Origin of the sequence: Burkholderia stabilis (assembly GCF_001742165.1) — a bacterium.
Classification (GTDB): Bacteria; Pseudomonadota; Gammaproteobacteria; order Burkholderiales; family Burkholderiaceae; genus Burkholderia; species Burkholderia stabilis.
In genome coordinates this window covers 1831052-1855648 of the sequence record NZ_CP016442.1, presented here as the reverse complement: position 1 = coordinate 1855648, position 24597 = coordinate 1831052, and the positions used below count along the sequence as shown (strand labels likewise).

At 67.9% G+C, this 24597-nt stretch carries 18 protein-coding genes; 8 read left to right on the top strand and 10 right to left on the bottom strand.

Annotated features, from left to right (window positions below):
* Nucleotides 1-73 precede the first annotated feature (73 nt).
* From BBJ41_RS08615 to ubiA, 6 genes are all read left to right on the top strand, one after another.
* The gene (locus BBJ41_RS08615) at nt 74-1033 is read left to right on the top strand and encodes a hydrogen peroxide-inducible genes activator (protein WP_069746156.1); all 960 of its coding nucleotides are present in this window, start codon (nt 74-76) and stop codon (nt 1031-1033) included.
* Between the two features lie 392 nt (nt 1034-1425).
* Entirely contained in the window at nt 1426-1554 is a 129-nt protein-coding gene (locus tag BBJ41_RS41900) for a hypothetical protein (protein WP_257786467.1), read from the top strand.
* A 120-nt stretch (nt 1555-1674) separates the two neighbouring features.
* Nucleotides 1675-3861 carry a catalase/peroxidase HPI gene (gene katG, locus BBJ41_RS08610; protein WP_069746155.1) on the top strand — a complete coding sequence of 729 codons (2187 nt, stop codon included), beginning with the start codon at nt 1675-1677 and terminating at the stop codon, nt 3859-3861.
* 108 nt (nt 3862-3969) lie between these two features.
* Nucleotides 3970-4134 carry a hypothetical protein gene (locus BBJ41_RS41125; protein ID WP_167362196.1) on the top strand — a complete coding sequence of 55 codons (165 nt, stop codon included), beginning with the start codon at nt 3970-3972 and terminating at the stop codon, nt 4132-4134.
* 490 nt (nt 4135-4624) lie between these two features.
* The gene (locus BBJ41_RS08605; protein ID WP_069746154.1) at nt 4625-5533 is read left to right on the top strand and encodes a patatin-like phospholipase family protein; all 909 of its coding nucleotides are present in this window, start codon (nt 4625-4627) and stop codon (nt 5531-5533) included.
* A gap of 253 nt (nt 5534-5786) precedes the next feature.
* A complete protein-coding gene (gene ubiA, locus BBJ41_RS08600) occupies nt 5787-6650 on the top strand; it encodes a 4-hydroxybenzoate octaprenyltransferase (protein WP_069746153.1) in 864 nt (287 codons plus the stop codon).
* Nucleotides 6651-6747: 97 nt separating this feature from the next.
* On the opposite strand, the gene proC is transcribed toward ubiA, so the two are convergent.
* The 6 genes from proC to BBJ41_RS08570 form a co-directional block, all read right to left on the bottom strand.
* Complete coding sequence (gene proC, locus BBJ41_RS08595; RefSeq protein WP_069746152.1) at nt 6748-7560, bottom strand: pyrroline-5-carboxylate reductase; 813 nt, start codon at nt 7558-7560, stop codon at nt 6748-6750.
* Nucleotides 7561-7613: 53 nt separating this feature from the next.
* Nucleotides 7614-8312, bottom strand: coding sequence for a YggS family pyridoxal phosphate-dependent enzyme (locus BBJ41_RS08590; protein WP_069747635.1), 699 nt, complete (start codon nt 8310-8312; stop codon nt 7614-7616).
* 118 nt (nt 8313-8430) lie between these two features.
* Nucleotides 8431-9657 carry a glycolate oxidase subunit GlcF gene (glcF, locus tag BBJ41_RS08585; protein ID WP_069746151.1) on the bottom strand — a complete coding sequence of 409 codons (1227 nt, stop codon included), beginning with the start codon at nt 9655-9657 and terminating at the stop codon, nt 8431-8433.
* Nucleotides 9658-9664: 7 nt separating this feature from the next.
* Entirely contained in the window at nt 9665-10753 is a 1089-nt protein-coding gene (gene glcE, locus BBJ41_RS08580) for a glycolate oxidase subunit GlcE (protein WP_069746150.1), read from the bottom strand.
* Between the two features lie 184 nt (nt 10754-10937).
* On the bottom strand, nt 10938-12437 hold the full coding sequence (locus tag BBJ41_RS08575) for an FAD-linked oxidase C-terminal domain-containing protein (RefSeq protein ID WP_069746149.1): 1500 nt from the start codon (nt 12435-12437) through the stop codon (nt 10938-10940).
* 35 nt (nt 12438-12472) lie between these two features.
* Complete coding sequence (locus tag BBJ41_RS08570; RefSeq protein ID WP_069746148.1) at nt 12473-13882, bottom strand: FAD-binding oxidoreductase; 1410 nt, start codon at nt 13880-13882, stop codon at nt 12473-12475.
* A gap of 509 nt (nt 13883-14391) precedes the next feature.
* Between BBJ41_RS08570 and BBJ41_RS08565 the strand changes: the two genes are divergently transcribed.
* Both BBJ41_RS08565 and hmpA read left to right on the top strand, forming a co-directional pair.
* Nucleotides 14392-14943, top strand: a complete 552-nt coding sequence (locus BBJ41_RS08565) for a cob(I)yrinic acid a,c-diamide adenosyltransferase (protein ID WP_069746147.1) — start codon at nt 14392-14394, stop codon at nt 14941-14943.
* 94 nt (nt 14944-15037) lie between these two features.
* Entirely contained in the window at nt 15038-16246 is a 1209-nt protein-coding gene (hmpA, locus tag BBJ41_RS08560; protein WP_069746146.1) for an NO-inducible flavohemoprotein, read from the top strand.
* Nucleotides 16247-16358: 112 nt separating this feature from the next.
* On the opposite strand, the gene aroG is transcribed toward hmpA, so the two are convergent.
* From aroG to BBJ41_RS08540, 4 genes are all read right to left on the bottom strand, one after another.
* Nucleotides 16359-17432 carry a 3-deoxy-7-phosphoheptulonate synthase AroG gene (aroG, locus tag BBJ41_RS08555; protein ID WP_069746145.1) on the bottom strand — a complete coding sequence of 358 codons (1074 nt, stop codon included), beginning with the start codon at nt 17430-17432 and terminating at the stop codon, nt 16359-16361.
* Nucleotides 17433-17830: 398 nt separating this feature from the next.
* Entirely contained in the window at nt 17831-19297 is a 1467-nt protein-coding gene (tldD, locus tag BBJ41_RS08550; protein ID WP_069746144.1) for a metalloprotease TldD, read from the bottom strand.
* A gap of 85 nt (nt 19298-19382) precedes the next feature.
* On the bottom strand, nt 19383-20210 hold the full coding sequence (locus tag BBJ41_RS08545) for a carbon-nitrogen hydrolase family protein (RefSeq protein ID WP_069746143.1): 828 nt from the start codon (nt 20208-20210) through the stop codon (nt 19383-19385).
* 51 nt (nt 20211-20261) lie between these two features.
* A complete protein-coding gene (locus BBJ41_RS08540; protein WP_069746142.1) occupies nt 20262-24461 on the bottom strand; it encodes a YhdP family protein in 4200 nt (1399 codons plus the stop codon).
* Between the last annotated feature and the right edge of the window lie 136 nt (nt 24462-24597).

Below are 24597 nucleotides of genomic sequence, written 5' to 3'. Positions count from 1 at the left end.
AGAAACTTGGCGAACCGGTGCCAGACGGTGTATAAATTAAACCTATCGCCTGTATATCTCTGATTGACCCACAATGACGCTGACTGAATTGAAATACATCGTCGCGGTCGCGCGCGAGCGGCATTTCGGCCGCGCGGCCGAAGCATGCTTCGTGAGCCAGCCGACGCTGTCGGTGGCGATCAAGAAGCTTGAAGACGAGCTCAACGTGCAGATTTTCGAGCGCGGCGCGAGCGAAGTGAGCGTGACGCCGATCGGCGACCAGATCGTCACGCAGGCGCAGCGCGTGCTCGAGCAGACCTTCGCGATCAAGGAGATCGCGAAGCAGGGCAAGGACCCGCTCGTCGGCCCGTTCCGCCTCGGCGTGATCTACACGATCGGGCCGTACCTGCTGCCGACGCTCGTCAAGCAGATGATCCAGCGTGTTCCGCAGATGCCGCTGATGCTGCAGGAGAACTACACGCTGAAGCTGCTCGAACTGCTGAAGCAGGGCGAGATCGACGCCGCGATCATGGCGCTGCCGTTCCCGGAAACCGGCCTGATGGTGCGCCCGCTGTACGACGAGCCGTTCGTCGTCGCGCTGCCCGCCGGCCATCCGTGGGAGAAGCGCGACGAGATCGACGCCGAGGACCTGAAGCAGGAAACCATGCTGCTGCTCGGCAACGGCCACTGCTTCCGCGATCACGTGCTCGGCGTGTGTCCGGAACTGATGCGCTTCTCGCAGACGGCCGACGGCATCCAGAAGACCTTCGAGGGCTCGTCGCTCGAGACGATCCGCCACATGGTCGCGAGCGGCGTCGGCATTACGGTGCTGCCGCGGATGTCGGTCACCGAGGTCGGTCCGCGCGCGAACGGCCCCGATGCCGAGCTGCTGTCGTACGTGCCGTTCAACGAACCGGTGCCCGACCGCCGCGTGGTGCTGGTGTGGCGCAAGAGCTTCACGCGGATGCCGGCGATCGACGCGATCAGCGACGCGATCACCGCGTGCGAACTGCCGGGCGTCGCGAAGCTCGACATGCCGGCGACGATGAACTGAACGGGCTGCGGCATGCCCATGCGACAGCATGATGAACGGGGTTTGCGACCCCGTTTATTTTTCTCTATCGCATAGATGAAATTAATCAAATTCAAATAATTGATAGATGTAGATAGAATCCTCTACGTGGATCGCGTCGTGTCGGCGCTCGGTTCACACTCGGAATGCAAGCGTCAAAGGAGGATGTCATGATGCGGTCGGTATTGCAGCATGCGCAGCGGAACATCCCGTCGCGCGACGAGGTCGTATATCGCGCCAGGGCTGCGGTGCGCAGCCTGCGCCCGATTGCGTTCGCGTACCTGGCGGACCGTGTGTATGGCGGATGAGTGCCGCCGCATGCCGGTCCTGTGTTCCCCCGATTCACCCGTCGCCAAGCCATGAGGGAGCATTGCATGTCCGAAACACGGAAAACCGCACGCATCGCCGGCGCCACGCCTGCCGGCCGCCGTTTCCCGGAGCGCCGCGCCTGCGGCGCCACGCACGGGAAGCGCGCATCGAAGGTCACGCACGACATCCCGTAGCACGACAGGAGGACCTGCCTGTTTCGTTTCTTATCCCCGCAATGATCCGCCACGAACCGCGCCCGGCACGATGCCGAAGCGGGCAGGCGGGTACATACGAGCAAGCCAAGGAGAAAACGCATGTCGAACGAATCGAAGTGCCCGTTCAACCACACCGCAAGCGGCGGCACGACGAACAAGGACTGGTGGCCGAATCAGCTGAACCTGAACATCCTGCATCGGCATTCGGCGCTGTCCGATCCGATGGACAAGGATTTCGACTACGCCGCGGCGTTCAAGCAACTGGATCTCGCAGCAGTGAAGAAGGATCTGCATGCGCTGATGACGACGTCGCAGGACTGGTGGCCGGCCGACTTCGGCCACTACGGCGGCCTGTTCATCCGCATGGCATGGCACAGCGCCGGCACGTACCGCACGGCTGACGGCCGCGGCGGCGCGGGCGGCGGGCAGCAGCGCTTCGCACCGCTCAACAGCTGGCCGGACAACGTGAGCCTCGACAAGGCGCGCCGGCTGGTGTGGCCGATCAAGCAGAAGTATGGCCGCAACATCTCGTGGGCCGACCTGCTGATCCTGACCGGCAACGTTGCGCTCGAATCGATGGGCTTCAAGACCTTCGGCTTCGCCGGCGGCCGCGTCGACACGTGGGAACCGGACGACGTCTACTGGGGCTCGGAAAAGATCTGGCTGGAACTGAGCGGCGGCCCGAACAGCCGCTACTCGGGCAAGCGCGACCTCGAAAGCCCGCTCGCCGCAGTGCAGATGGGCCTGATCTACGTGAACCCGGAAGGCCCGGACGGCAACCCCGACCCGGTCGCCGCCGCGCATGACATCCGCGAAACGTTCGCGCGCATGGCGATGAACGACGAAGAGACGGTCGCGCTGATCGCGGGCGGCCACACCTTCGGCAAGACGCACGGCGCCGGTCCCGCATCGAATGTCGGCCCCGAGCCGGAAGCTGCGGGCCTCGAAGCGCAGGGCCTCGGCTGGAAGAGCACGTTCGGCACGGGCAAGGGCAAGGACGCGATCACGAGCGGCCTCGAAGTCACGTGGACGTCGACGCCGACGAAGTGGAGCAACGACTTCTTCAAGCACCTGTTCAGCTACGAGTGGGAGCTCACGAAGAGCCCGGCCGGCGCGCACCAGTGGGTCGCGAAGGATGCCGGCGACGTGATTCCGGATGCGTTCGACGCGTCGAAGAAACATCGTCCGACGATGCTGACGACCGACCTGTCGCTGCGTTTCGACCCGGCGTACGAAAAGATCTCGCGCCGCTTCTACGAGAACCCGGCCGAGTTCGCCGACGCGTTCGCGCGCGCCTGGTTCAAGCTCACGCACCGCGACATGGGCCCGCGCGCCCGCTATCTCGGCCCGGACGTGCCGGCGGAGCATCTGCTGTGGCAAGACCCGATCCCGGCTGTCGACCACAAGCTGATCGACGACACCGACGTCGCGGCGCTGAAGGCGAAGGTGCTGGCATCGGGCCTGTCGGTGTCGCAGCTCGTGTCGACCGCATGGGCGTCGGCTGCGACGTTCCGCGGTTCGGACAAGCGCGGCGGCGCGAACGGTGCGCGCATTCGCCTCGCGCCGCAGAAGGACTGGGAAGTGAACCGTCCGGCCGAACTCGCGAAGGTGCTCGCGACGCTCGAAGGCGTGCAGAAGGCGTTCAACGACGCGCAGACGGGCGGCAAGAAGGTGTCGCTCGCCGACCTGATCGTGCTGGCCGGTGCGGCCGGCGTCGAGCAGGCAGCGAAGAACGCGGGCGTCGCGGTGACGGTGCCGTTCGCGCCGGGCCGCGCGGATGCGACGCAGGAAGAGACGGACATCGAAGCGATGGCCGTGCTCGAGCCGGTTGCGGACGGTTTCCGTAACTACCTGAAGAGCGCGTACAAGACGCCGGCCGAAGTGCTGCTGGTCGACAAGGCGCAACTGCTGACGCTGACCGCGCCCGAACTGACGGTGCTCGTCGGTGGCCTGCGCGTACTCGGCACGAACGTTGGCGATGCGAAGCACGGCGTGTTCACCGATCGTCCGGAAACGCTGACGAACGACTTCTTCGTGAACCTGCTCGACATGGGCACGGAGTGGAAGCCGGCGTCGGCCGCGAACGACGTGTTCGAAGGGCGTGATCGTGCGACGGGCAAGGTCAAGTGGACCGGCACGCGCGTCGACCTGATCTTCGGCTCGCATGCGCAACTGCGTGCGCTGGCCGAGGTGTACGGCAGCGCGGACGCGAAGGAGAAGTTCGCACGTGACTTCGTGGCGGCCTGGAACAAGGTGATGAACCTCGACCGCTTCGACCTCGCCTGAGTGCATGCGTGTTGCCGCATCGTGATGCGGTAACGCAGCAACGCGAAACGGCCGGTCGAACGACCGGCCGTTTTTTTTAACAGATGTCTCGTCGAAGGAGTGACGACCATGACGCAAATGATGCTGGACATGCGCGCCGCGTTCGCGGCGCCGGTGACGCGCGCCCCGGCCACGATGGCGCGGCGTTTCGTCGGTTTTGCAATCGTCGGTGGCGGTGCGGCCGTGCTGGTTGCGCAGGCGCTGCACGCGTTCGCGCCGGTTGCCGGCGGCTGAGCGCGCTGTTTCGCGCGACGCCCGCAACGGCGAGCCGCGCACGGATGCCGGACGCACGCGGCATGCGAATTACCCGATACACTTTTTTCGGGCCTGGCGTGATTAATCAGGAATCTTGATGATGATCGGGAGGCGAAATGCCACACGGATCAGGATCGGCATCGGCACAAGGGCCGCAAGGAAATCGTGGAGGGCCTGTCACGCCAACTGGCCGCTGCGTGCTCATTGCGCCTGAATCAGCAGATGTGTCGTCCTGGTCTCCCGGAAATGCATGGGCGCTTTCGCCATGCGGGCAAAGATCTGCCGGCCTGCTTACCGTTGGGTGCATGGGCTGACCTGGTTGAGTAACGCGGAAATTGCGCTATCGACCGTCCCGATCAACCGAAAGTGGGCGGCATGTTGCACGTTGAGCGGCCTGCCGATTTGTGCGAATCTGTATCGCAGACTTCAGCGTTCATCCTTCTCTGCTGGCCCGGTAAGGGAGACAACCATGGCCCTCGATCGAAGCGCGCGTCCGGAACGGACCGCTTTCGTCTTTGCAGGCGGGGGCAGCCTCGGTGCGATCGAGGTGGGCATGCTGCGCGAACTGCTCAACCACGGTGAGCGGCCCGACTTCGTGGTCGGCGCATCCGCCGGTGCGATCAACGCCGCGTATTTCGCCGGGCAGCCCGACGGCGATGGCGTCGCGAAGCTCGAAGCGCTGTGGTGCAACATCCGCCGGCGCGACATCATGCCGTTTTCGATGCTCGGCCTGCTCAGGACGGTTCTGCAGAACCGCGCACACCTCGTCGAGGCGACCGCGCTGCGAATGCTGCTGGAAAGGCATTTGCGGTATCAGTACGTGGAGCGCGCGTCGCTGCCGCTGCACGTCGTTGCAACCGACATGCTCAGCGGCAACGAAATCGTGCTTTCGTCGGGCCTCGTCGTCGATGCCGTGCTCGCCAGCGCGGCGATCCCCGGCGTGTTTCCGCCGGTGCGGATCGACGATCGACTGATGGTCGATGGCGGCGTCGCGAACAATACGCCGATCTCGATTGCCGTCGCGCGGGGCGCGACGCGCATCGTCGTGCTGCCGGCCGGCTTCGCGTGCGCGCTGCGCAAGCCGCCGGGAAGCGCGATCGCGCAGGCGATGCATGCGCTGACGCTCGTGATCGCGCGCCAGCTCGTGCGCGATCTGGCGTTCTACCAAAGTCGTGCTGCGATCTGCGTGGTGCCGCCCCTATGTCCGCTCGACGTCTCGCCATACGACTACACGCGGTGCAAGGAGTTGATCGAACTCGCGGCCGAGCGGACCCGCGCGTGGCTCGGCGAAGGCGGTCTCGGACAGACGTTCATTCCGGGCGCGTTGCACGAGCACACGCATTCGGCGGAGCGGCCGACCTGCGATGCCGGTGCGTAGCGTCTGCCCAACGCGGGCATGGGCCCTGGCCGGTCGGCCCGTATCGGACCAAATCGCGGCCGGTGTGCCGAACGCGTCGATCCGCATTCGTTTCGTATCTGTCCCTTGATATCCACGCATCGCGGCGCGGCCATGTGCCGCGGGCCGCGGCGGCCAGTCCGCGTCCGGCGGCTACCGGCCGCACCCCGCGCCGACATGACGCGGAGCGCCGCTCGGCTCTAAAATGCCGGGGTTATCTTCCCGGTGCTTCGCCATGCTTGCCCGCTTTCCCCTGTATCTGCGGCTCGTTCGGATGGACAAGCCGATCGGCAGCCTGCTGCTGCTCTGGCCGACGCTCAATGCGCTGTGGATCGCGTCGGACGGCCACCCACGCTGGCCCTTGCTCGTGATCTTCACGCTCGGTACGCTGCTGATGCGCTCGGCCGGCTGTGCGATGAACGACTACGCCGACCGCGATTTCGACCGCCACGTGAAGCGCACGGCCGACCGGCCGCTGACGTCGGGCAAGATCCGCGCATGGGAAGCCGTCGCGATCGCGGTGGGGCTGTCGTTTCTCGCATTCCTGCTGATCCTGCCGCTCAATACGCTGACGAAAGAGCTGTCCGTCGTCGCGCTGTTCATCGCGGGCTCGTATCCGTTCATGAAGCGCTTCTTCGCGATTCCGCAGGCGTACCTCGGCATCGCGTTCGGCTTCGGCATCCCGATGGCGTTCGCGGCCGTGCAGGACGCGGTGCCGACGATCGCGTGGGTGATGCTGGTCGCGAACATCTTCTGGTCGGTCGCGTACGACACCGAATACGCGATGGTCGATCGCGACGACGACATCAAGATTGGCATCCGCACGTCCGCGCTGACGTTCGGCCGCTTCGACGTCGCGGCCGTGATGGCGTGCTATGCGGTGACGCTCGGCGTCTACGTGTGGATCGGCGTGACGCTCGGCTTCGGCCTCGCGTACTGGGCCGGCTGGGCGGCGGCGGTCGGCTGCGCGCTGTATCACTACACGCTGATCAAGGATCGCGAGCGGATGCCGTGCTTCGCGGCGTTCCGGCACAACAACTGGCTCGGCGGCGTGCTGTTCGCCGGGATCGCCGCGCATTACCTGCTGGCCGGCAACTGAACGCAGTGGCGCGCCGGCGCGCGTTGCCAATGAAAAAGCGGCCCGATGGCCGCTTTTTTTACGTCCGGTGCCGACGCATCCGGCACCGCCGGCGCGCTTACGCGCGGCCGAGTTCGTCGCCCATCTCCTTCGCACGCGCCTCGGCCGCGAGCGCGCCGCGCACGATCGCTTCCTTCACGCCTTGCGCATCGAACGACGCGAGCGCGGCGGCCGTCGTGCCGCCCTTCGACGTCACGCGCTCGCGCAGCACGCTCGCCGGCTCGCCCGACTGCGCGGCGAGTTGCGCGGCGCCCGTGAACGTCGCGACCGCGAGCGCGCGGCCCTGTTCGTCGTTCATGCCGAGACGGCGTGCGGCTTCCTGCAGCGCTTCGATGAAATAGAACACGTACGCAGGGCCGCTGCCCGAAATGGCCGTGACGGCGTCGATCTGCGATTCGTCGTCGAACCATACGATCTCGCCGACCGCGCCGAGCACGTTCGATGCGAGCTCGCGGCCTGCCGCGTCGACGCCCGGCAGCGCGGCGAGGCCCGTCACGCCCATGCCGACGAGCGCAGGCGTGTTCGGCATCGTACGCACGACGCGCGCGTAATCGCCGAGCCAGCGCGCGAGGTCCGTGCCGCGGATGCCGGCCGCGATGCTGATCACGAGCTGCGACGTCAGGTGCGGCGCGAGCGCCTGCGCGACGTCCTTCAGCACCTGCGGCTTCACCGCGAGCACGACCGCGTCGTAATCGGCGAGGGTCGCGTCGATGGCCGCGCCGGTGCGCACGCCGAATTGCTGCGCGGTGCGCGCGCGGGCGTCCTCGTTGACGTCGATGGCATACAGGCCGTCGGCGGCGACGCCGCGCTTGATCAGGCCGCCGATCAGGGCCGCGGCCATGTTGCCGCCGCCGATGAATGCGATTTTCATGATGTCCGGATTGAGCGAGTGAGTGAACGGAAAGGCGAAAAAGGGGGCGGCGTTCAGTGCGAGTAATCGCGCGCGCCGAAGATCGCGGTGCCGACGCGCACGATCGTCGCGCCTTCGAGCACGGCCGCGTCGAGATCGGCGGACATGCCCATCGACAACGTGTCGAGCGGCAGGCCGCCGGCACGCAATGCGTCGAACAGCGCGCGCAGCGCGCGATGCGGCGCGCGTTGCGCTTCGGTGTCGCCGGCCGGTTCGGGAATCGCCATCAGGCCGCGCAGCCGCAGCGACGGCAGCGCGCTGACCGCGCGCGCGACGTCGGCCACGTCGGCCGGCGCGACGCCGCTCTTCGACGCCTCGCCGCTGATGTTCACCTGGACGCACACGTTGAGCGGCGGCAGGTGCGCGGGGCGTTGTTCCGACAGGCGTTGCGCGATCTTTAGCCGGTCGACCGAATGGACCCAGTCGAAGCGCTCGGCGACCGGTCGCGTCTTGTTCGATTGCAGCGGCCCGATGAAATGCCATTCGAGCGACGCGCGCAGATCGGCGAGCGCGTCGATCTTGTCGATCGATTCCTGCACGTAGTTTTCGCCGAACGCGCGTTGCCCGGCCGCGTGCGCGGCGCGCACGTCGTCGGCGGGAAACGTCTTCGAGACGGCGAGCAGCGAGACGGTGGCGGGATCGCGGCCGGCCGCGCGGGCGGCGTCGGCGATGCGGCGATGAACGGATTCGAGGCGGGCGGCGAGATCGGACATGACGGGCACGAAGGCAGGCACGGAAGCGGGCATCAAGCGGATGCGCCGCGACACGCGGCGCATCGATTCGCCCATTATACGGACGCCGCGTGCGGCCCGGCTTCGACCGCTCGTTGCCCTAGCCGTACAGCAGATGCTCGACGAGCTGGACCCAGTGCGCGACCGGAATCTGCGTGCCGCTCTGCAGGTGCGCGATGCAGCCGATGTTGCCGGAGACGATCATCTGCGGTTCGAGCGCCTGCAGCTTCAGCAGCTTCTGCTTGCGCAACTTGTACGACAGCGATGGCTGCGTCAGCGAATACGTGCCGGCCGAGCCGCAGCACAGATGACTGTCGGCCGGCAGCCGCACGTCGATGCCGAGCGTCTCGAGCAGCCTTTCGACCTTGCCGTGCGACTGCTGGCCGTGCTGCAGCGTGCACGGCGGGTGGTACGCGACGGTATGGATCGCGCGGCGCCGCGCGAGCGTCGCAAGCTCGGCCTCGAAGGCGAGCAGCACGTCGGAGATGTCGCGTGTCAGCGAGACGATGCGCTGCGCCTTCTCCGCGTAGGCCGGGTCGTCGCGCAGCAGGTGCGCGTATTCGAGCACCGTCGCGCCGCAGCCCGACGCATTCATCACGATCGCCTCGGCGCCCTGTTCGACATGGGGCCACCACGCGTCGATGTTGCGGCGCGCGTCGTCGAGCGCCTCGTCGTGATAGTTCAGGTGCAGGCGGATCGCACCACAGCAGCCTGCGTCGGGCGCGACGACCGTCTCGATGCCGAGCGCGTCGAGCACGCGCGCGGTCGCGATGTTGATGTTCGGCAGCATCGACGGCTGCACGCAGCCGCCGAGCATCAGCATCTTGCGCGTATGCGTGCGGTGCGGCCATTCGAGCAGCCGCGTGCGCGGCGGCACCTTGTCGCGCAGCCGCTTCGGCAGCAGCGGCCGCACGTGCTGGCCGAGCCGCATCACCGGCGAGAACAGCGCGGCGTTCGGCACGAAGCTCGCGAGCACGCGGCGCATGAGACGTTGCTGCACGGGGCGCTGCACCTGCGCCTCGACGTGCTTGCGGCCGATCTCGACGAGCCGGCCGTACTGGACGCCCGACGGGCAGGTCGTCTCGCAACTGCGGCACGTGAGGCAGCGGTCGAGGTGCTGCTGCGTGCTGCGCGTGACGTTCGCGCCTTCGACCATCTGCTTGATCAGGTAGATGCGCCCGCGCGGGCCGTCGAGCTCGTCGCCGAGCAACTGGTAGGTCGGGCAGGTCGCCGTGCAGAAGCCGCAATGCACGCACTTGCGCAGGATGGCGTCGGCCTCGTCGCCGTCGGGCGTGTTGCGGATGAAATCGGCGAGGTTCGTTTGCATCGAGCCCTCAGAGGTCGGGGTAGAGCCGGCCGCGGTTGAAGATGCGCGCGGGATCGAACGCGGCCTTCAGCCCGCGGTGGATTTTCATCATCGGGGCGGGGAGCGGCGTGAATACGCCCGCGCTGCGGTCGTAGGCGTCACCCGCGCGGAACAGCGTCGCGTGGCCGCCTGCCTGTTTCGCGCTCATGCGTACGGTCTGCGCATCGGCGTCGGTGATCCACCAGCGCTGCGCGCCGCCCCATTCCATCAACTGGGTGCCGGGCAGGTGCATCGGTTCGGTGATCGACGGCAGCGCGAGGCGCCACAGCGCAAAGCCGGGCGGGATGCCGTTGAAGAACGGGTCGGTATGCTCGCGCAGTCCGGCCCAGAACCGCTCGGCCTCGACCGCGTCGACGACTTCGCCGCCGAGCAGCGTCTTCGCGGATTTGACGGCCGCTTCGGCGCCCGACAGGCGCAGCACGAGCGTGCCGTTGCGCCATGCGCTCGCGCTGACGGGCAGCGGGTGGCCGCCCCATTCGTTGAGCTTGCGCACCGCGTCGGTCGCGGTCATCTCGAACTTCAGCGTGATTTCGGCGACGGGCACCGGCAACACCTTGATCGACAGGTCGAGCATCAGGCCCAGCGTGCCGAGCGCGCCGGCCATCAGCCGCGACACGTCGTAGCCGGCGACGTTTTTCACGACCTGCCCGCCGAAGCGCAGCATTTCGCCGCGGCCGTTCATCAGCGTGACGCCGAGCACGAAATCGCGCGGTGCGCCGCAGGTGGCGCGGCGCGGGCCCGCGAGGCCCGCCGCGACGCAGCCGCCGACGGTGGCCGCGCGGCCGAAGTGCGGCGGCTCGAACGGCAGCATCTGGCCGCACTCGGCGAGGACGGTTTCAAGCTGCGCGAGCGGCGTGCCCGCGCGGACCGTGACGACGAGTTCGGCCGGGTCGTACGATACGATGCCCTGAAACGCGCGCGTGTCGAGTATTTCGCCCTCGAGCGCCTGGCCGTACCAGTCCTTGGTACCGCCGCCGCGAATCCGCAGCGGCCGGCCGTCGGCGCTGGCTGCGCGGATGCGCTCGGCCCATCCGGCGACGATGTCGTCCTCTTCCATGTTCTGTTGCTGCCTCGACTTGTTGTTCGGTCGATTGTACCGGGGTGGCGCGAATCCACATCGCGACTATCCCTAAGCCCCGTATTTCGGACAGCATGCATGCGCCGCCGCGCGAACGGGGCGCACGGGCACGGCAATCCGCAGCGGCCGGCCGCCGGCGCGGGCCGCGCACCGCGCGCGACGCTCAGAAGCGCGGCAGCTCGGGGTGCGGCAGCAACCCGCCGCGCACGTGCTGGCGGCCGTATTCGGCGCAGCGCGCGCGGGTCGGGATGCCCTTGTCCGGGTTCAGCAGCCCTGCCGGATCGAAGGCGCGCTTGACCGCGAAGAACGCATCGCGCTCCTGCGGCGAGAACTGTACGCACATCGAATTGAGCTTCTCGATGCCGACGCCGTGTTCGCCCGTCACGCTGCCGCCGAATTCCACGCAGCATTCCAGGATTTCCGCGCCGAACTGTTCGGCGCGGTGCAGTTCGTCCGGATTGTTCGCGTTGTAGAGGATCAGCGGGTGCATGTTGCCGTCGCCCGCATGGAATACGTTGATGCAGCGCAGCCCGTAGCGCGTCTCCAGTTGCTCGATGCGCGCGAGCAGCGGGCCGATCGCGCGGCGCGGCACGGTGCCGTCCATGCAGTAATAGTCGGCGGAAATGCGGCCGGCTGCCGGGAATGCGTTCTTGCGGCCCGACCAGAAGCGCAGCCGCTCGTGTTCGTTGCGCGACACCTGGATGCGCGTCGCGCCGTGCTCGCGCAGCACGGCCGTCATCCGCACGATCTCTTCGGCGACTTCCTCCGGCGTGCCGTCCGATTCGCACAGCAGGATCGCTTTCGCGTCGAGGTCGTAGCCGGCGTGCGTAAACGCCTCGACCGCCTGCGTGGCCGGCTTGTCCATCATTTCGAGCCCGGCCGGGATGATGCCCGACGCGATGATCGCGGCGACGGCCTCGCCACCCTTGACGACGTCGTCGAAGCTCGCCATCACGAGTTGCGCGGTCTGCGGCTTCGGGATCAGCCGCACCGTGACTTCGGTGACGATCGCGAACATCCCTTCGCTGCCGATCATCACGGCGAGCAGGTCGAGGCCCGGCGTGTCGAGCGCGAGCGAGCCGAACTCGACGATCTCGCCGTCGATCGTCACCGCGCGCACGCGCATCACGTTGTGCACGGTCAGCCCGTATTTCAGGCAATGGACGCCGCCGGAATTTTCCGCGACGTTGCCGCCGATCGTGCACGCGATCTGTGACGACGGGTCGGGCGCGTAATACAGGCCGTACGGCGCGGCAGCTTCCGAGATCGCGAGGTTGCGCACGCCGGGCTGCACGGTCGCCGTGCGCGCGTACGGATCGACTTCGACGATGCGCGTGAAGCGCGCGAGCGACAGCACGACGCCGAGCGCGATCGGCAGCGCGCCGCCCGACAGGCTCGTGCCCGCGCCGCGCGGCACGATCGGCACTTCCATGCGCCGGCAGATCTGCACGACCCGTTGCACCTGCGATTCCGTTTCGGGCAGCGCGACCGCGAGCGGCAGGCGGCGGTAGGCGGACAGGCCGTCGCATTCGTACGGCGCCGTGTCTTCGTCGCGGTACAGCAGGCAGTGCGTCGGCAGCACGGCCATCAGCGCCTGCACGACTTCGCGCTGGCGCTGCGCGCGCGCGGCGCTCGACAGTTCGACGGGAGCATGAGCGTTCATGGGGTCTCCAGGAGGCGTGGCGTCGCGCCGCCGTCTCAGCACGTGAAAATCTTGCCGGGATTCATCAGGTTGCGCGGATCGAGCGCGAGCTTGATCGCGCGCATCGTGTCGATCGCATTGTCGCCGTGCTCCTTCGGCAGGAAGCGCATCTTGTGCAGCCCGACGCCGTGTTCGCCCGTGCAGGTGCCGCCGAGGCGTAGCGCGCGCTCGACGATCCGGTCGTTGATGTGCTCGGCTTCGGCGATTTCCTCGGGCTTGTCGGGATCGATCAGGATCGCGACGTGGAAATTGCCGTCCCCCACATGGCCGACGATCGGGCAGGGCAGCGACGAGGCGCGCAGGTCGACTTCGGTTTCCTCGACGCACGCGGCGAGCTGCGAGATCGGCACGCAGACGTCGGTCGTCACCGCACGGCAGCCGGGTTTCAGCTGCAGCATCGCGAAATACGCGTTGTGGCGCGCGGCCCAGAGGCGCGTGCGGTCTTCGGGGCGCGTCGCCCATTCGAAGCCCTGGCCGTTGTTCTGGCCTGCGAGCGCCTGCACGAGTTCGGCCTGCTCCTTCACGCCGGCCTCGGTGCCGTGGAATTCGAAGAACAGCGTTGGCGCTTCGGTGAGCGTCAGGTTCGAATGGCGGTTGATCGAGCGCACGGCGAGCGAATCGACGAATTCGACGCGCGCGATCGGCACGCCGATCTGGATCGTCTCGATCACGGTGCGCACGGCGTCGCTCATCGTCGGGAACGTGCAGATCGCGGCCGACACGGCTTCCGGCAGCGGGTGCAGGCGCAGCGTGATCTCGGTGATCACGCCGAGCGTGCCTTCGGAGCCGACGAACAGGCGCGTGAGGTCGTAGCCGGCCGACGATTTGCGGGCGCGCGTGCCGGTCTTCACGACGCGGCCGTCGGCGAGCACGGCGGTCAGGCCGAGCACGTTCTCGCGCATCGTGCCGTAGCGCACGGCGTTGGTGCCCGATGCGCGGGTCGCGGTCATTCCGCCGATGCTGGCGTCGGCGCCCGGGTCGATCGGAAAGAACAGGCCGGTGTCGCGCAGTGCCTCGTTGAGCGCCTTGCGTGTGATGCCTGGCTCGACCGTCACGGTCAGGTCTTCGGCGTTGATCGACAGCACGCGGTTCATTTCCGACAGGTCGAGCGATATGCCGCCGCGCACCGCGAGCAGGTGGCCTTCGAGCGACGAGCCGGCGCCGTACGGAATCAGCGGCACGCTGTAGAGCGAGCAGAGCGACACGACTTCGCGCACGTCGTCGGCGCTGTGCGCGAACACGACGGCGTCGGGCAGTTGCGGATCGAACGGCGATTCGTCGCGGCCGTGGTGCGCGCGGACGGCGTCGGCGGTCGATACGCGCTCGCCGAAGGCGGCGCGCAGCGCATCGAGCATGGCGGGGGGAAGGGGGCGGCGCGTGGCGGCCGGCGGGGCGGGGTGATTCACTTGTGTCTCCTTTGTCGGCCGCAGTTAGCGCTTTAGCGCTTACTGCGGCCCCATGCTTCGCGGTCGGCCATGCAGTTGGCGCTTTAGCGCTTACTGCGGCCCCATGCTTCGCGGTCGGCCATGCAGTTGGCGCTTTAGCGCTTACTGCGGCCCCATGCTTCGCGGTCGGCCATGCAGTTGGCGCTTTAGCGCTTACTGCGGCCCCATGCTTCGCGGTCGGCCTTGCAGTTGGCGCTTCAGCGCTTGCCGCGGCCCCATGCTTCGCATGTCGGCCTTGCAGTCAGCGCTCCGGCACCCGCCGCGGCACGTGCCTCGCACTCGACCGGAGGTCAACACGTCGGTCCTCCCCGATCCCGTGCAAATCGTCCGCTTGCATGACAGGCGCCGCAGCAACGCGGGTCCGGGTCATTCTACGCTGTAACGCCTGCTGCGGCCCCCGCCGCGGGCTGCGATAATCGCGTTCCAATGCAACCGGGCCGCGTCGCGGCCGCGCACGAGAGGACATTCGCATGGGCAACCGCTTGAGCAAGATCGCCACGCGCACGGGCGACGACGGCACCACCGGTCTCGGCGACGGACGGCGCATCGGCAAGGACGACGCGCGGATCGCCGCGATCGGCGACGTCGACGAACTGAACTCGAACCTCGGCGTGTTGCTCGCCGAAACGCTGCCGGACGACGTGCGCGCGGCGCTCGTCACGATCCAGCACGACCTGTTCGATCTCGGCGGCGAGCTGTGCATTCCCGGTCATACGGTGCTCGACGACACGCATCTCGCGCGTCTCGACCGGTGGCTCGCCGACTACAACGCGACGCTGCCGCCGCTGAAGGAATTCATCCTGCCGGCCGGCTCGCGCGCGGCGTCGCTCGCGCACGTCTGCCGGACGGTGTGCCGGCGCGCGGAGCGCTCGATCGTCGCGCTGGGGCGCAACGAGACGCTCAATGATGCGCCGCGGCGATACGTGAACCGGCTGTCGGACCTGCTGTTCGTGCTGGCGCGCGTGCTGAATCGCGCTGGCGGCGGAGCTGACGTGCTGTGGGAGCGCGGGCGCGTCCGCTAGCGCACCGCGGCGTTCTTGCGCACTGCGACAATTTGTCAGCGGGAGGTCGATTTTTAAACATGTATCGTATGGGCATGTTTAACGGAGAACGAACATGACCCACATCACCGCTGACCAGATGGCCCGTGTGAAGGCCACCGCCCCCGTCCTCGCCGTGCACGGCGCGACGATCACGAAGCACTTCTACCAGCGCATGTTCGCGCGTCATCCGGAACTGAAGAACCTGTTCAACCAGACGCACCAGAAGACCGGCAGCCAGCCCGAGACGCTCGCGAAGGCCGTCTACGCGTATGCGGCGAACATCGACAACCTCGGCGTGCTGGGCGGCGCGGTGTCGCATATCGCGCACAAGCACGCGAGCCTGAACATCCGTCCCGAGCATTACCCGATCGTCGGCGAGAACCTGCTCGCGTCGATCGTCGAAGTGCTCGGCGACGCGGTCGATGCCGACACGCTCGAAGCGTGGCGCGTCGCGTACGGTCAGCTTGCGCAGATCCTGATCGGCGCCGAGGCGGACCTGTATGCAGGCGCCGCGTGGAGCGGCTTCCGTCCGTTCAAGGTGACGCGCAAGGTGCGTGAGAGCGACGAGATCACATCGTTCTACCTGAGCCCGGCCGATGGCGGCGCGGCACCGACTTTCGAGTCGGGCCAGTACATCACGGTGAAGCGCTTCGTCGGCGATCTCGGCGTCGACCAGCCGCGCCAGTACAGCCTGTCCGACGCGCCGCACGGCAAGTGGCTGCGCATCTCGGTCAAGCGCGAAGCGGGTCGGCCCGAGGAAATCCCGGCCGGCAAGGTGTCGACCCTGATGCACGACGGCGTGGAAGAGGGGGCGGTCGTCGAGGTGACCGCGCCGATGGGCGAATTTTCGCTGAAGCGCGGCGTCGATACGCCGGTCGTGCTGATCTCCGGCGGCGTTGGTCTGACGCCGATGGTGTCGATGGCGTCGACGCTGGCCGAGGAAGGCAGCAAGCGCGACGTGCGGTTCGTCCACGCATGCCGCTCGGGTGCGGTGCACGCGTTCCGCGACTGGCTGAACGATACGGTGCGCGAACACGCGAACGTCAAGCGCACGGTGTTGTACGAACGGGTCGGCCCGAACGATCGCGTCGGCATCGACCACGACCTCGAAGGACGGCTCACGCCGGAGCGCGTGAAGGAATTCGCGATCGTTCCGAACGCCGACTACTACGTTTGCGGCCCGATCGCGTTCATGAAGGCGCAGCGCGATGCACTGGTCGCGCTTGGCGTCGCGCCGGAACGCATCAATACCGAGATCTTCGGCTCGGGCGCGCTCGAGTGACGCGTTGACGTCGACTCCCCAGGAACGAAAACGCCCGGCATGAGCCGGGCGTTTTCGTTTGCGCCGACCAGCGCCTCAGGCGGCGTATGCAGCCTGAAGTGCCACTACGCGATCAGTTGCCGCTGCCGCGCGTCACACGGCGCGCCTTGACCGATTCCGCGAGGCCTTCGAGCACCTTCACGCTGTCGTCCCACGCGATGCACGCGTCGGTGATGCTCTGGCCGTAGGTCAGCTCGCAGCCTTCCTTCAGGTCCTGGCGGCCCTCGACGAGGTGCGACTCGATCATTACGCCGACGATGCGCGCGTCACCGGCCGCAATTTGGCGACCGATATCGGCGCAGACCGGGATCTGGTTCTCGTGCTTCTTCGAGCTGTTCGCGTGGCTCGCGTCGATCATCAGGCGCGCGGCGAGGCCGGCCTTGCCGATGTCCGCGCATGCGGCGTTCACGCTTTCCGCGTCGTAGTTCGGCGTCTTGCCGCCGCGCAGGATCACGTGGCAATCCTCGTTACCGGCCGTCGACACGATCGCCGAATGACCGCCCTTCGTCACCGACAGGAAATGGTGCGGCTGCGACGCAGCCTTGATCGCGTCGACCGCGATCTTCACGTTGCCGTCGGTGCCGTTCTTGAAGCCGACCGGGCACGACAGCCCCGACGCGAGCTCGCGGTGCACCTGCGACTCGGTCGTGCGTGCACCGATCGCGCCCCACGAGATCAGGTCGGCGATGTACTGCGGGCTGATCATGTCGAGGTATTCGGTCGCGGCCGGCAGCCCCATCTCGTTGATCTGCAGCAGCAACTCGCGCGCGGTGCGCAGCCCTTCGTTGATCTTGAAGCTGTTGTCGAGATGCGGATCGTTGATGAGCCCCTTCCAGCCGACCGTCGTGCGCGGCTTTTCGAAGTACACGCGCATCACGATTTCCAGCTCGCCCTTGAAGCGCTCGCGTTCCTTCACGAGCCGGCCCGCGTATTCGATCGCCGCCTTCGTATCGTGGATCGAGCACGGCCCGACCACGACGATCAGCCGGTCGTCCATCCCGTGCAGGATGCGGTGCATCGACTGGCGCGAGTTGTAGATCAGCTCGGACGCGGCTTCGGAGCACGCGAATTCGCGGATCAGGTGGGCGGGCGGCGTCAGTTCCTTGAGTTCGCGAATGCGGACGTCGTCGGTGTTGTGCGGGGGCATGCTGTTTCTCCTAATGTTCCGGGCGCCGTTCGGTCAATGCGCGTGCGGCAGATTCATCAATTCAGGCAATTCAGTGATTTCGGTCGGGGCCGCGGAATCGCTGCGACGGCGACCGGATGGCGAAGGGCGAAAAAAAAACCGCCGGGTTCGCCGGCGGTTTTTTCGGGAATTTCGGTTGCGCTTTACGCGCCATCAACCCTCTCGATCCGCCAGCGGTCTGAGATACCAAAAAAAGTAAAAGTAAAACTTGGCGGACATGACGGAGATTCGGTTCGTCAAAAAAGTTGATTCGGAATTTATACCCCGTCCCCGGTCGGCTGGCAACCAGGGGGTGTCGAAAATGCGGATATTCCGCGCGTTTTCTTCAAAATGCGCGGAATGTCTGCGCCGTGATGCGGTTATGCCGTACCGCCGACCGTCATCTTGTCGATCCGCAGGGTCGGCTGGCCGACGCCGACCGGCACGCTCTGACCTTCCTTGCCGCACACGCCGACGCCGGTGTCGAGCGACATGTCGTTGCCGATCATGCTCACGTACTTCAGCGATTCGGGGCCGCTGCCGATCAGCGTCGCACCCTTCACCGGGTAGGTGATCTTGCCGTTCTCGATCATGTATGCCTCGGACGCCGAGAACACGAACTTGCCGTTCGTGATGTCGACCTGGCCGCCGCCGAAATTCACCGCGTACAGGCCGTTCTTCACCGACGCGATGATTTCCTGCGGGTCCTTGTCGCCGTTCAGCATGTACGTGTTGGTCATGCGCGGCATCGGCAGCGCCGCGTACGACTCGCGCCGCGCGTTGCCGGTGACCGGCATCTTCATCAGGCGCGCATTGAGCGTGTCCTGGATGTAACCCTTCAGGATGCCGTCCTCGATCAGCGTCGTGCACTGCGTCGGGTTGCCTTCGTCGTCGATGTTCAGCGAACCGCGGCGGTTCGGCAGCGTGCCGTCGTCGACGACGGTCACGCCCTTGGCTGCAACCTGTTCGCCGATCCGGCCCGCGAAGGCGGACGAGCCCTTGCGGTTGAAGTCGCCCTCGAGGCCATGGCCGATCGCTTCGTGCAGCAGCACGCCCGGCCAGCCCGGCCCGAGCACGACCGTCATCGCGCCGGCCGGCGCGGGACGCGCGTCGAGGTTGACGAGCGCCGCGTGCACGGCGTCGTCGACGTAGCGCGACAGGACTTCGTCGGTGAAGTAGCCGTAGTCGAAGCGGCCGCCGCCGCCGCCGGAGCCGATCTCGCGGCGGCCGTTCTGTTCGGCGATCACCGTGACCGACACGCGCACGAGCGGGCGGATGTCGGCCGCGAGCGCGCCGTCGCTGCGCGCAACCAGCACGACGTCGTATTCGCCGGCGAGGCCGGCCATCACCTGCTGGATGCGCGGGTCGCGCCCGCGTGCCATCTGCTCGATGCGCTCGAGCAGCTTGACCTTGGCCGTCGCGTCGAGCGACGCGAGCGGATCGGACGGCAGGTACAGGTCGCGGCCCGAGATGCCCTTCAGCGACGTCGCGGCCTTGATCTTCTGCCGGCCGCCGCCGGCCGCCGCGATCGCCTTGGTGGCCGCGGCCGCCTGCGCGATCGCTTCGGGCGACAGGTCGTCCGAGTACGCGAACGCGGTGCGGTCGCCCGCGACCGCGCGCACGCCGACGCCCTGGTCGATGCTGAAGCTGCCCGACTTGACGATGCCTTCCTCGAGGCTCCACGCTTCGCTGCGGGTCGCCTGGAAGTACAGGTCCGCGTAGTCGACGCGATGCGTGAAGATGTCGGCGATCGTGCGCGTGAGCAGGCTTTCGTCGAGGCCGTACGGCGTGAGCAGGATGTCCTTCGCCAGCGCGAGGTTGCGGATGCCGGGTTCGATGATGTTCATGCGGATATCGGGGTTTCTCAAAAAGTTGTCGGGTGCTTCTGGGCAGATGGGTTGGCCGCGCGGCGTTTCAAGCGGCGCGGCGGATTCAGGTCAGCACGCGGTGCCGCCACGCGGGCAGGCTCTGGCGCACGTCGGCGATGCGCTGCGGATCGAGCGCGCCGAGCACGACGCTCGCGCCGACGTCGCGAACCGCGACGATCTCGCCCCACGGGTCGATCAGCATGCTGTGGCCCCAGGTGCGCCGGCCGTTCTCGTGCTTGCCGCCCTGTGCGGCCGCGAGCACGTAGCACTGGTTCTCGACGGCCCGCGCGCGCAGCAGCGTTTCCCAGTGCGCGCGGCCCGTCGTATAGGTAAACGCCGAAGGCACGACGATCAGCGCGCAGTCGCCCATTCTGCGATACAGCTCCGGAAAGCGCAGATCGTAACAGACCGACAGGCCGACCCGCCCGAACGGCGCGTCGAACGCGACGACCGTGTCGCCCGCACGGATCGTGCGCGCCTCGTCGAACGATTCGTCGCCCTTCTCGAAGTTGAACAGGTGGATCTTGTCGTAGCGCGCGGCCTCGTTGCCGGACGGATCGAACACGAGCGTGGTGTTCAGCACGCGGTCGGGCTCCGGCGCCTTCAGCGGCAGCGTGCCGCCGATCACCCAGATGCCGTGGCGGCGCGCGGCGTCTGCGAGGAAGCGTTGGATCGGGCCGTCCTGGTAGGGTTCGGCGAGCGCGAGCTTGTCGGTGTCGCGGTGGCCCATGAAGCAGAAATACTCGGGCAGCAGCACGAGCTGCGCGCCTTCGCCGGCCGCTTCCGCGATCAGGCGGCGGGCTTCGGCGAGATTGCGCGTGACGTCCGGCGTGCTCACCATCTGCAGCGCGGCGACCCGGAAGGGCGTGGCGGAACGGGTGTGGTCGGTCATCGCGGGATCGGTTGCGTCATAAATGGGGTGCGGCCCGGCACCCTGCGCGGTTCAATGGTTCGTCGCATCGGCCGGACCGTGATTCATCTTACCCTGATCGCCCCGCACCCGCTCGATGTGCGGATGCGCCCACGAGCCCGTGATCGTGTAGTCGAGCGCGAACGCGCGCGACAGCGTTTCCGACAGCGCGTAGTTCGCGGCCAGCACGCCGATGCCGAGCAGTGGATTGATGACCGCGGCCCCGATCGCAGCCGCGCCCGCGCTGATTTTCGGCGCGACGTGCGCGTGCAGGTCCTGCGTCTCGGTGCCGAGATCGACCGCGCCGCGCACGGTGACGTTCGCGGGCCCCGTCATCATCGAGAAGTCGTCGGTGCGCGCGATCCCGTTCGAGATCTGGCCCGTGCCGGTGATCTTGTCGAACGGCAAACCCTTGCCGATCACGTCGCGGAAGTTCAGCGTCAGGAAGCGCGCGAGGCTCTGCAGGCTCAGCACGCCGAGCAGCTTGGCGGCGCCCGGATCGACCTTCAGGATCTGGCCGTGTTCGAGATCGAGCGCGACCTGGCCGCCGAACGACGGGAAGTCGACCGCGGTCGGGCCGCCGCGCCAGCCGACCTTGCCCGTGATCGTGCCGTGGCCGCTCTCGAGCGTGCGCGGCAGGCCGACGCGGTCGAGCAGCGCGCCCGCGTTGTCGATGTCGAGCTTGAAGTCGAATACGGTGCGGCGCGGCGCATCGTTTTCGTCGGCACCGCGGGCGAGCGCGCGGCGCGACGTGCGCCAGTTGCCGGTCGCCGTGAGTTTCGCGGCCGGGTTCGACAGCTCCAGCTTGTCGAGCTGCCACACCGGCGTGCCTTCCTCGTCGATGTTGCGCGCGTTGACGACGAGACGGCCGATGTCGTGGTTGCGCGCGACGACCTGGTCGACGATCAGGTCGATCGACGGCATCGGTCGGTCGGTCGGCGTCGGCAGGTTCATCGCGCGGCCGACGAGGTCGTGCTGCGCGCTGTCCGGAATCACGAGCTTCGCGAGCCGCGCGTTCAGCACGCCCGCGCCGTTGTGGCCGCCGCCGGGCGCCCACGACAGGTAGCCCGACACCTGGTTCGACGCGATGTTGGCCTGCCACAGCTCGTCGACGTGCGACGCGCCGACGATCACGTTTTCCCAGTTGCGCTTGAGCAGCTTCAGCGTGCCGAAGTGGAGCGCGAAGCGCTTCGGCGCGAAGCTCGCGAGATCGACGCGCGACGGCGCCTGCGGCTCCGGCGCGCGCGGCGTGTCGGGCTTCAGCGTATGGGCGAGCGCGAGCCACGCATCGGCATCGAGTTCGCCGACGTCGACGGCCGCGCTCACGCCTTCCTGCGGCATGTCGGGCATCCGGTGGATGCCCATCGCGCCGCGCACTGCGCGCAGCGGCTGGCCGCGCGTCGCGTCGAGCAGGTAGGTCGCGGACACGGGGCCGAGCGTCAGGTCGGCGTGTTCGAGGCGCTTGCCGTCGGCCTGCGGGGCCGGCTGCAGCGTGAAGCTGAACGGCATCGGCGTGCCGGCCGGTTTCGCGAACGGCGCCGGGAAGTTCAGCGCGACGCCCGTCAGGTCGGAGCGCGCGGTGATGTCGGGCAGGCGGCCCGGTGCGCCGCGCACGGCGACCTTGTACGGCGCGTCGCCGATCACGTGCTCGAGCAGCGCGGCGGCCGCGCCATGCAGGTTCAGGCCGCGCGCGGCGTCGAGCGCGAGCTTGCCGTCGACGTCCACCGCGTACGGGCCGTGCGACTGGAAGGTGCCGTTCGCGCGCACCGGGCCGCCGAGGAAGCGCCCCGACAGCTCGTGCAGCGATGCGCCGGCCTCGGTGAACTTGACGCTGCCGCGCAGCGCGGACAGCGGCGGCACGCCGCGGGTCGACAGCGTGTTGCCGCCGAATGCGAGCGCGCCTTCGATGTGCGTATGCGGATGCGCGACGTGCTGCGGAATCGTGATCTTGAGCCCGAGCGACGCGGGCCCCTGCGCATCGATCCGCTGGCCGATGTGCCCGCTCATCGTGCCGAGCGAGCTGTTGTCCGCGTAGTCGATCAGGTCGGCGAGCGGGCCTTGTGCATGGCCATCGATGATGAGCGGCGAGTGCGACGGATTGCCGAGATCGTCGATGCGGCCCGCGACCTTCGTCAGCGCGACGCGCTTGTAGTGCGCGCGGTCGATGTCGAAGCGCAGCTTGTTCTGCTTGAGCTCGAACACGCCGTCGATGCCGTCGAGCGCCGGCCAGACGCTCGGCGTGCCGTTCGCGAGCTTGCGCGGCGGGTACGGCGTCGGCTCGAAGCGGCCGCCGGTGAACGGCGCGACGATGTGGAACACGCCGGCGTCGGGCTCGTGCTCGAACGGGAATTTCTCGAGCGGGCCGCGGGCCACGATCGACGCGCCCTTGGTCACCTTGCCGTCCTGCAGCGCGTGGCCGAGATAGTCGCGCAGGTGCTCGGACATCCCGGTCGGCAGGTAGCGCGGAATGCGCGCCACCGCTGCGCGTGCGAAATCGGCGCGCAGGTCGAGCGTCCCGCGACCGTGGCCGGGGTTCGTGTACGAGCCCGACACCGCGATTTCGGCATCGGGGTTCGACACGAGCAGGTCCGGCAGCGTCACGTCGACGCGCGCGTGCTTGTCGCCGGGCGCAGGCGTGATCGTCCATTTGACGTTGCCGCGCAGCCGGTCGAACGTCAGGCGCGGCTCGTCGAACTCGCCGGGCACCGTGACGGCCGCATTGACCGTGTCGAAGTGCGCGGTGCCGCCCGTCTCGCTCGCGTCGACGCGGCCCCACAGGTTCTCGATGCCCGGCCAGCCGGCGCGCGGGTGGCCGCGCGGCGACAGGCCGGGCGGCGGCTCCTGCGCGGCGAAGCTGATGCCCTGCAGGTCGCCGAGGAAGCGGTAGCGGACGATCGGCGCGGCGCCGGTGCGCCGCTCTTCGTCGGCGAGTTCGGCCCGCGCGGGTTTCGCTCGCTCGACTTCGATCTGGTAGTTCGACATCATCCCGCGCGGGTCGATCTTGATCAGCTCGTTGCGCAGGCGGGCCGGCAGCGGCAAGCCGCGAATGAATTCGCTGAGGATGCCGAGATCGACGCGGTCGCCGACGACGCTGATCAGTTGCCCCTGGCTGGCCGTCGGCACGCGGTAGCGGGCCGTCAGCGTCGACAGCGCGAGCGAGCGGGCGAGCGGCGTGCCGTCGTCGAGCGGCGGCTGGCCGAGTTCCGCGTGAAAGCGCGACAGGTGCAGCGTGTAGTCGTGCCCGGCGTCCATCGCCATGTCCCAGCCGAATCCGACCGCCGGCACGTCGAGCCGCGGCTGCGTCGGCCGCACGCGCAGCGTGACGTCGGCGCCCTGCAGGTCGCCGCCCGCCGAGCGCAGCCGGCCGTCGCGGAAGGTCGCCCAGATCGCGTTGTCGATACGCCCCGCATGGATCGTGAGCGGGATGTCGAGATAGCGGGCGAGCGTCTGCAGATCGACGGGGCCGGTCGACAGGTACGCGTCACCCGTCCAGTTCGTCGGCTTGCCGACCGGCGCGAGCGCCTTGTGCGTGAAGCGCGCGCGGAAATCGAGCGGGCCGAGCAGCAGCGTGCCGTTCGCGGGCGCCTGCAGCGCAGCCCGGTGCACGCGGCCGTTGTTGAGCACCGCGATCCGGATGCCCGACAGCACGAGCTCCGGCGCGTCGTGCTGCGCGTCGCGCCAGCGCAGCGTGCCGCCGCGCAGCACGATCGCCTCCTGCTTCAGCAGCCAGGTGCCGAACGTGTCGTTGCCGCCGTGGGTGGTCGCCACGCCGACGCCCGCGATGCTCAGCGAGCCGTCGGCCGCGCGCGCGACGGCAAGGTCGGGCTGGTCGACGATCAGGCTCGACAGCGCGGGCGACAGCCGCAGCAGCGACATCCACGACAGCGCGGCCGTCGCGTGCGGCACCGACAGCGCGACCTTGCCGTCGCGGCCGCGGATCGTCAGGTTCGTGACTTCGACGCCCGGCTGCATGCCGGACCAGTTCGGGGAAAGCTTGCCGATCGAAAGCTGCGCGTGGAGCTTGTCGGACACGAGGCGCTCGATGCGCGGACGGTATTCGTCGATGCGGGGCAGCAGCACATAACGCAGCCCGAGGAAGGCGCCGGACGCGACGAAGTAGGTGCCGATCCCGACTGCCAGCGTCACCCTGAACACGCGACGCAAGACCGGATGATCGTGCTTCGGAGGTCCCGCTTCGGGCGCAGCTACGGCGGATTCCTGACGGTCGGACATGCGGCGGACGGGCGGCGATATGGTAGTTTTGCAGATTGACGTTGAAATGTATCACACGGGTTCGTGCCGGCGGCCGTTGCGGCAGTGCGGCACGGGCTTTCCGGCGCGCGGTTTCGCGACGGGCGCATGCGCCCCG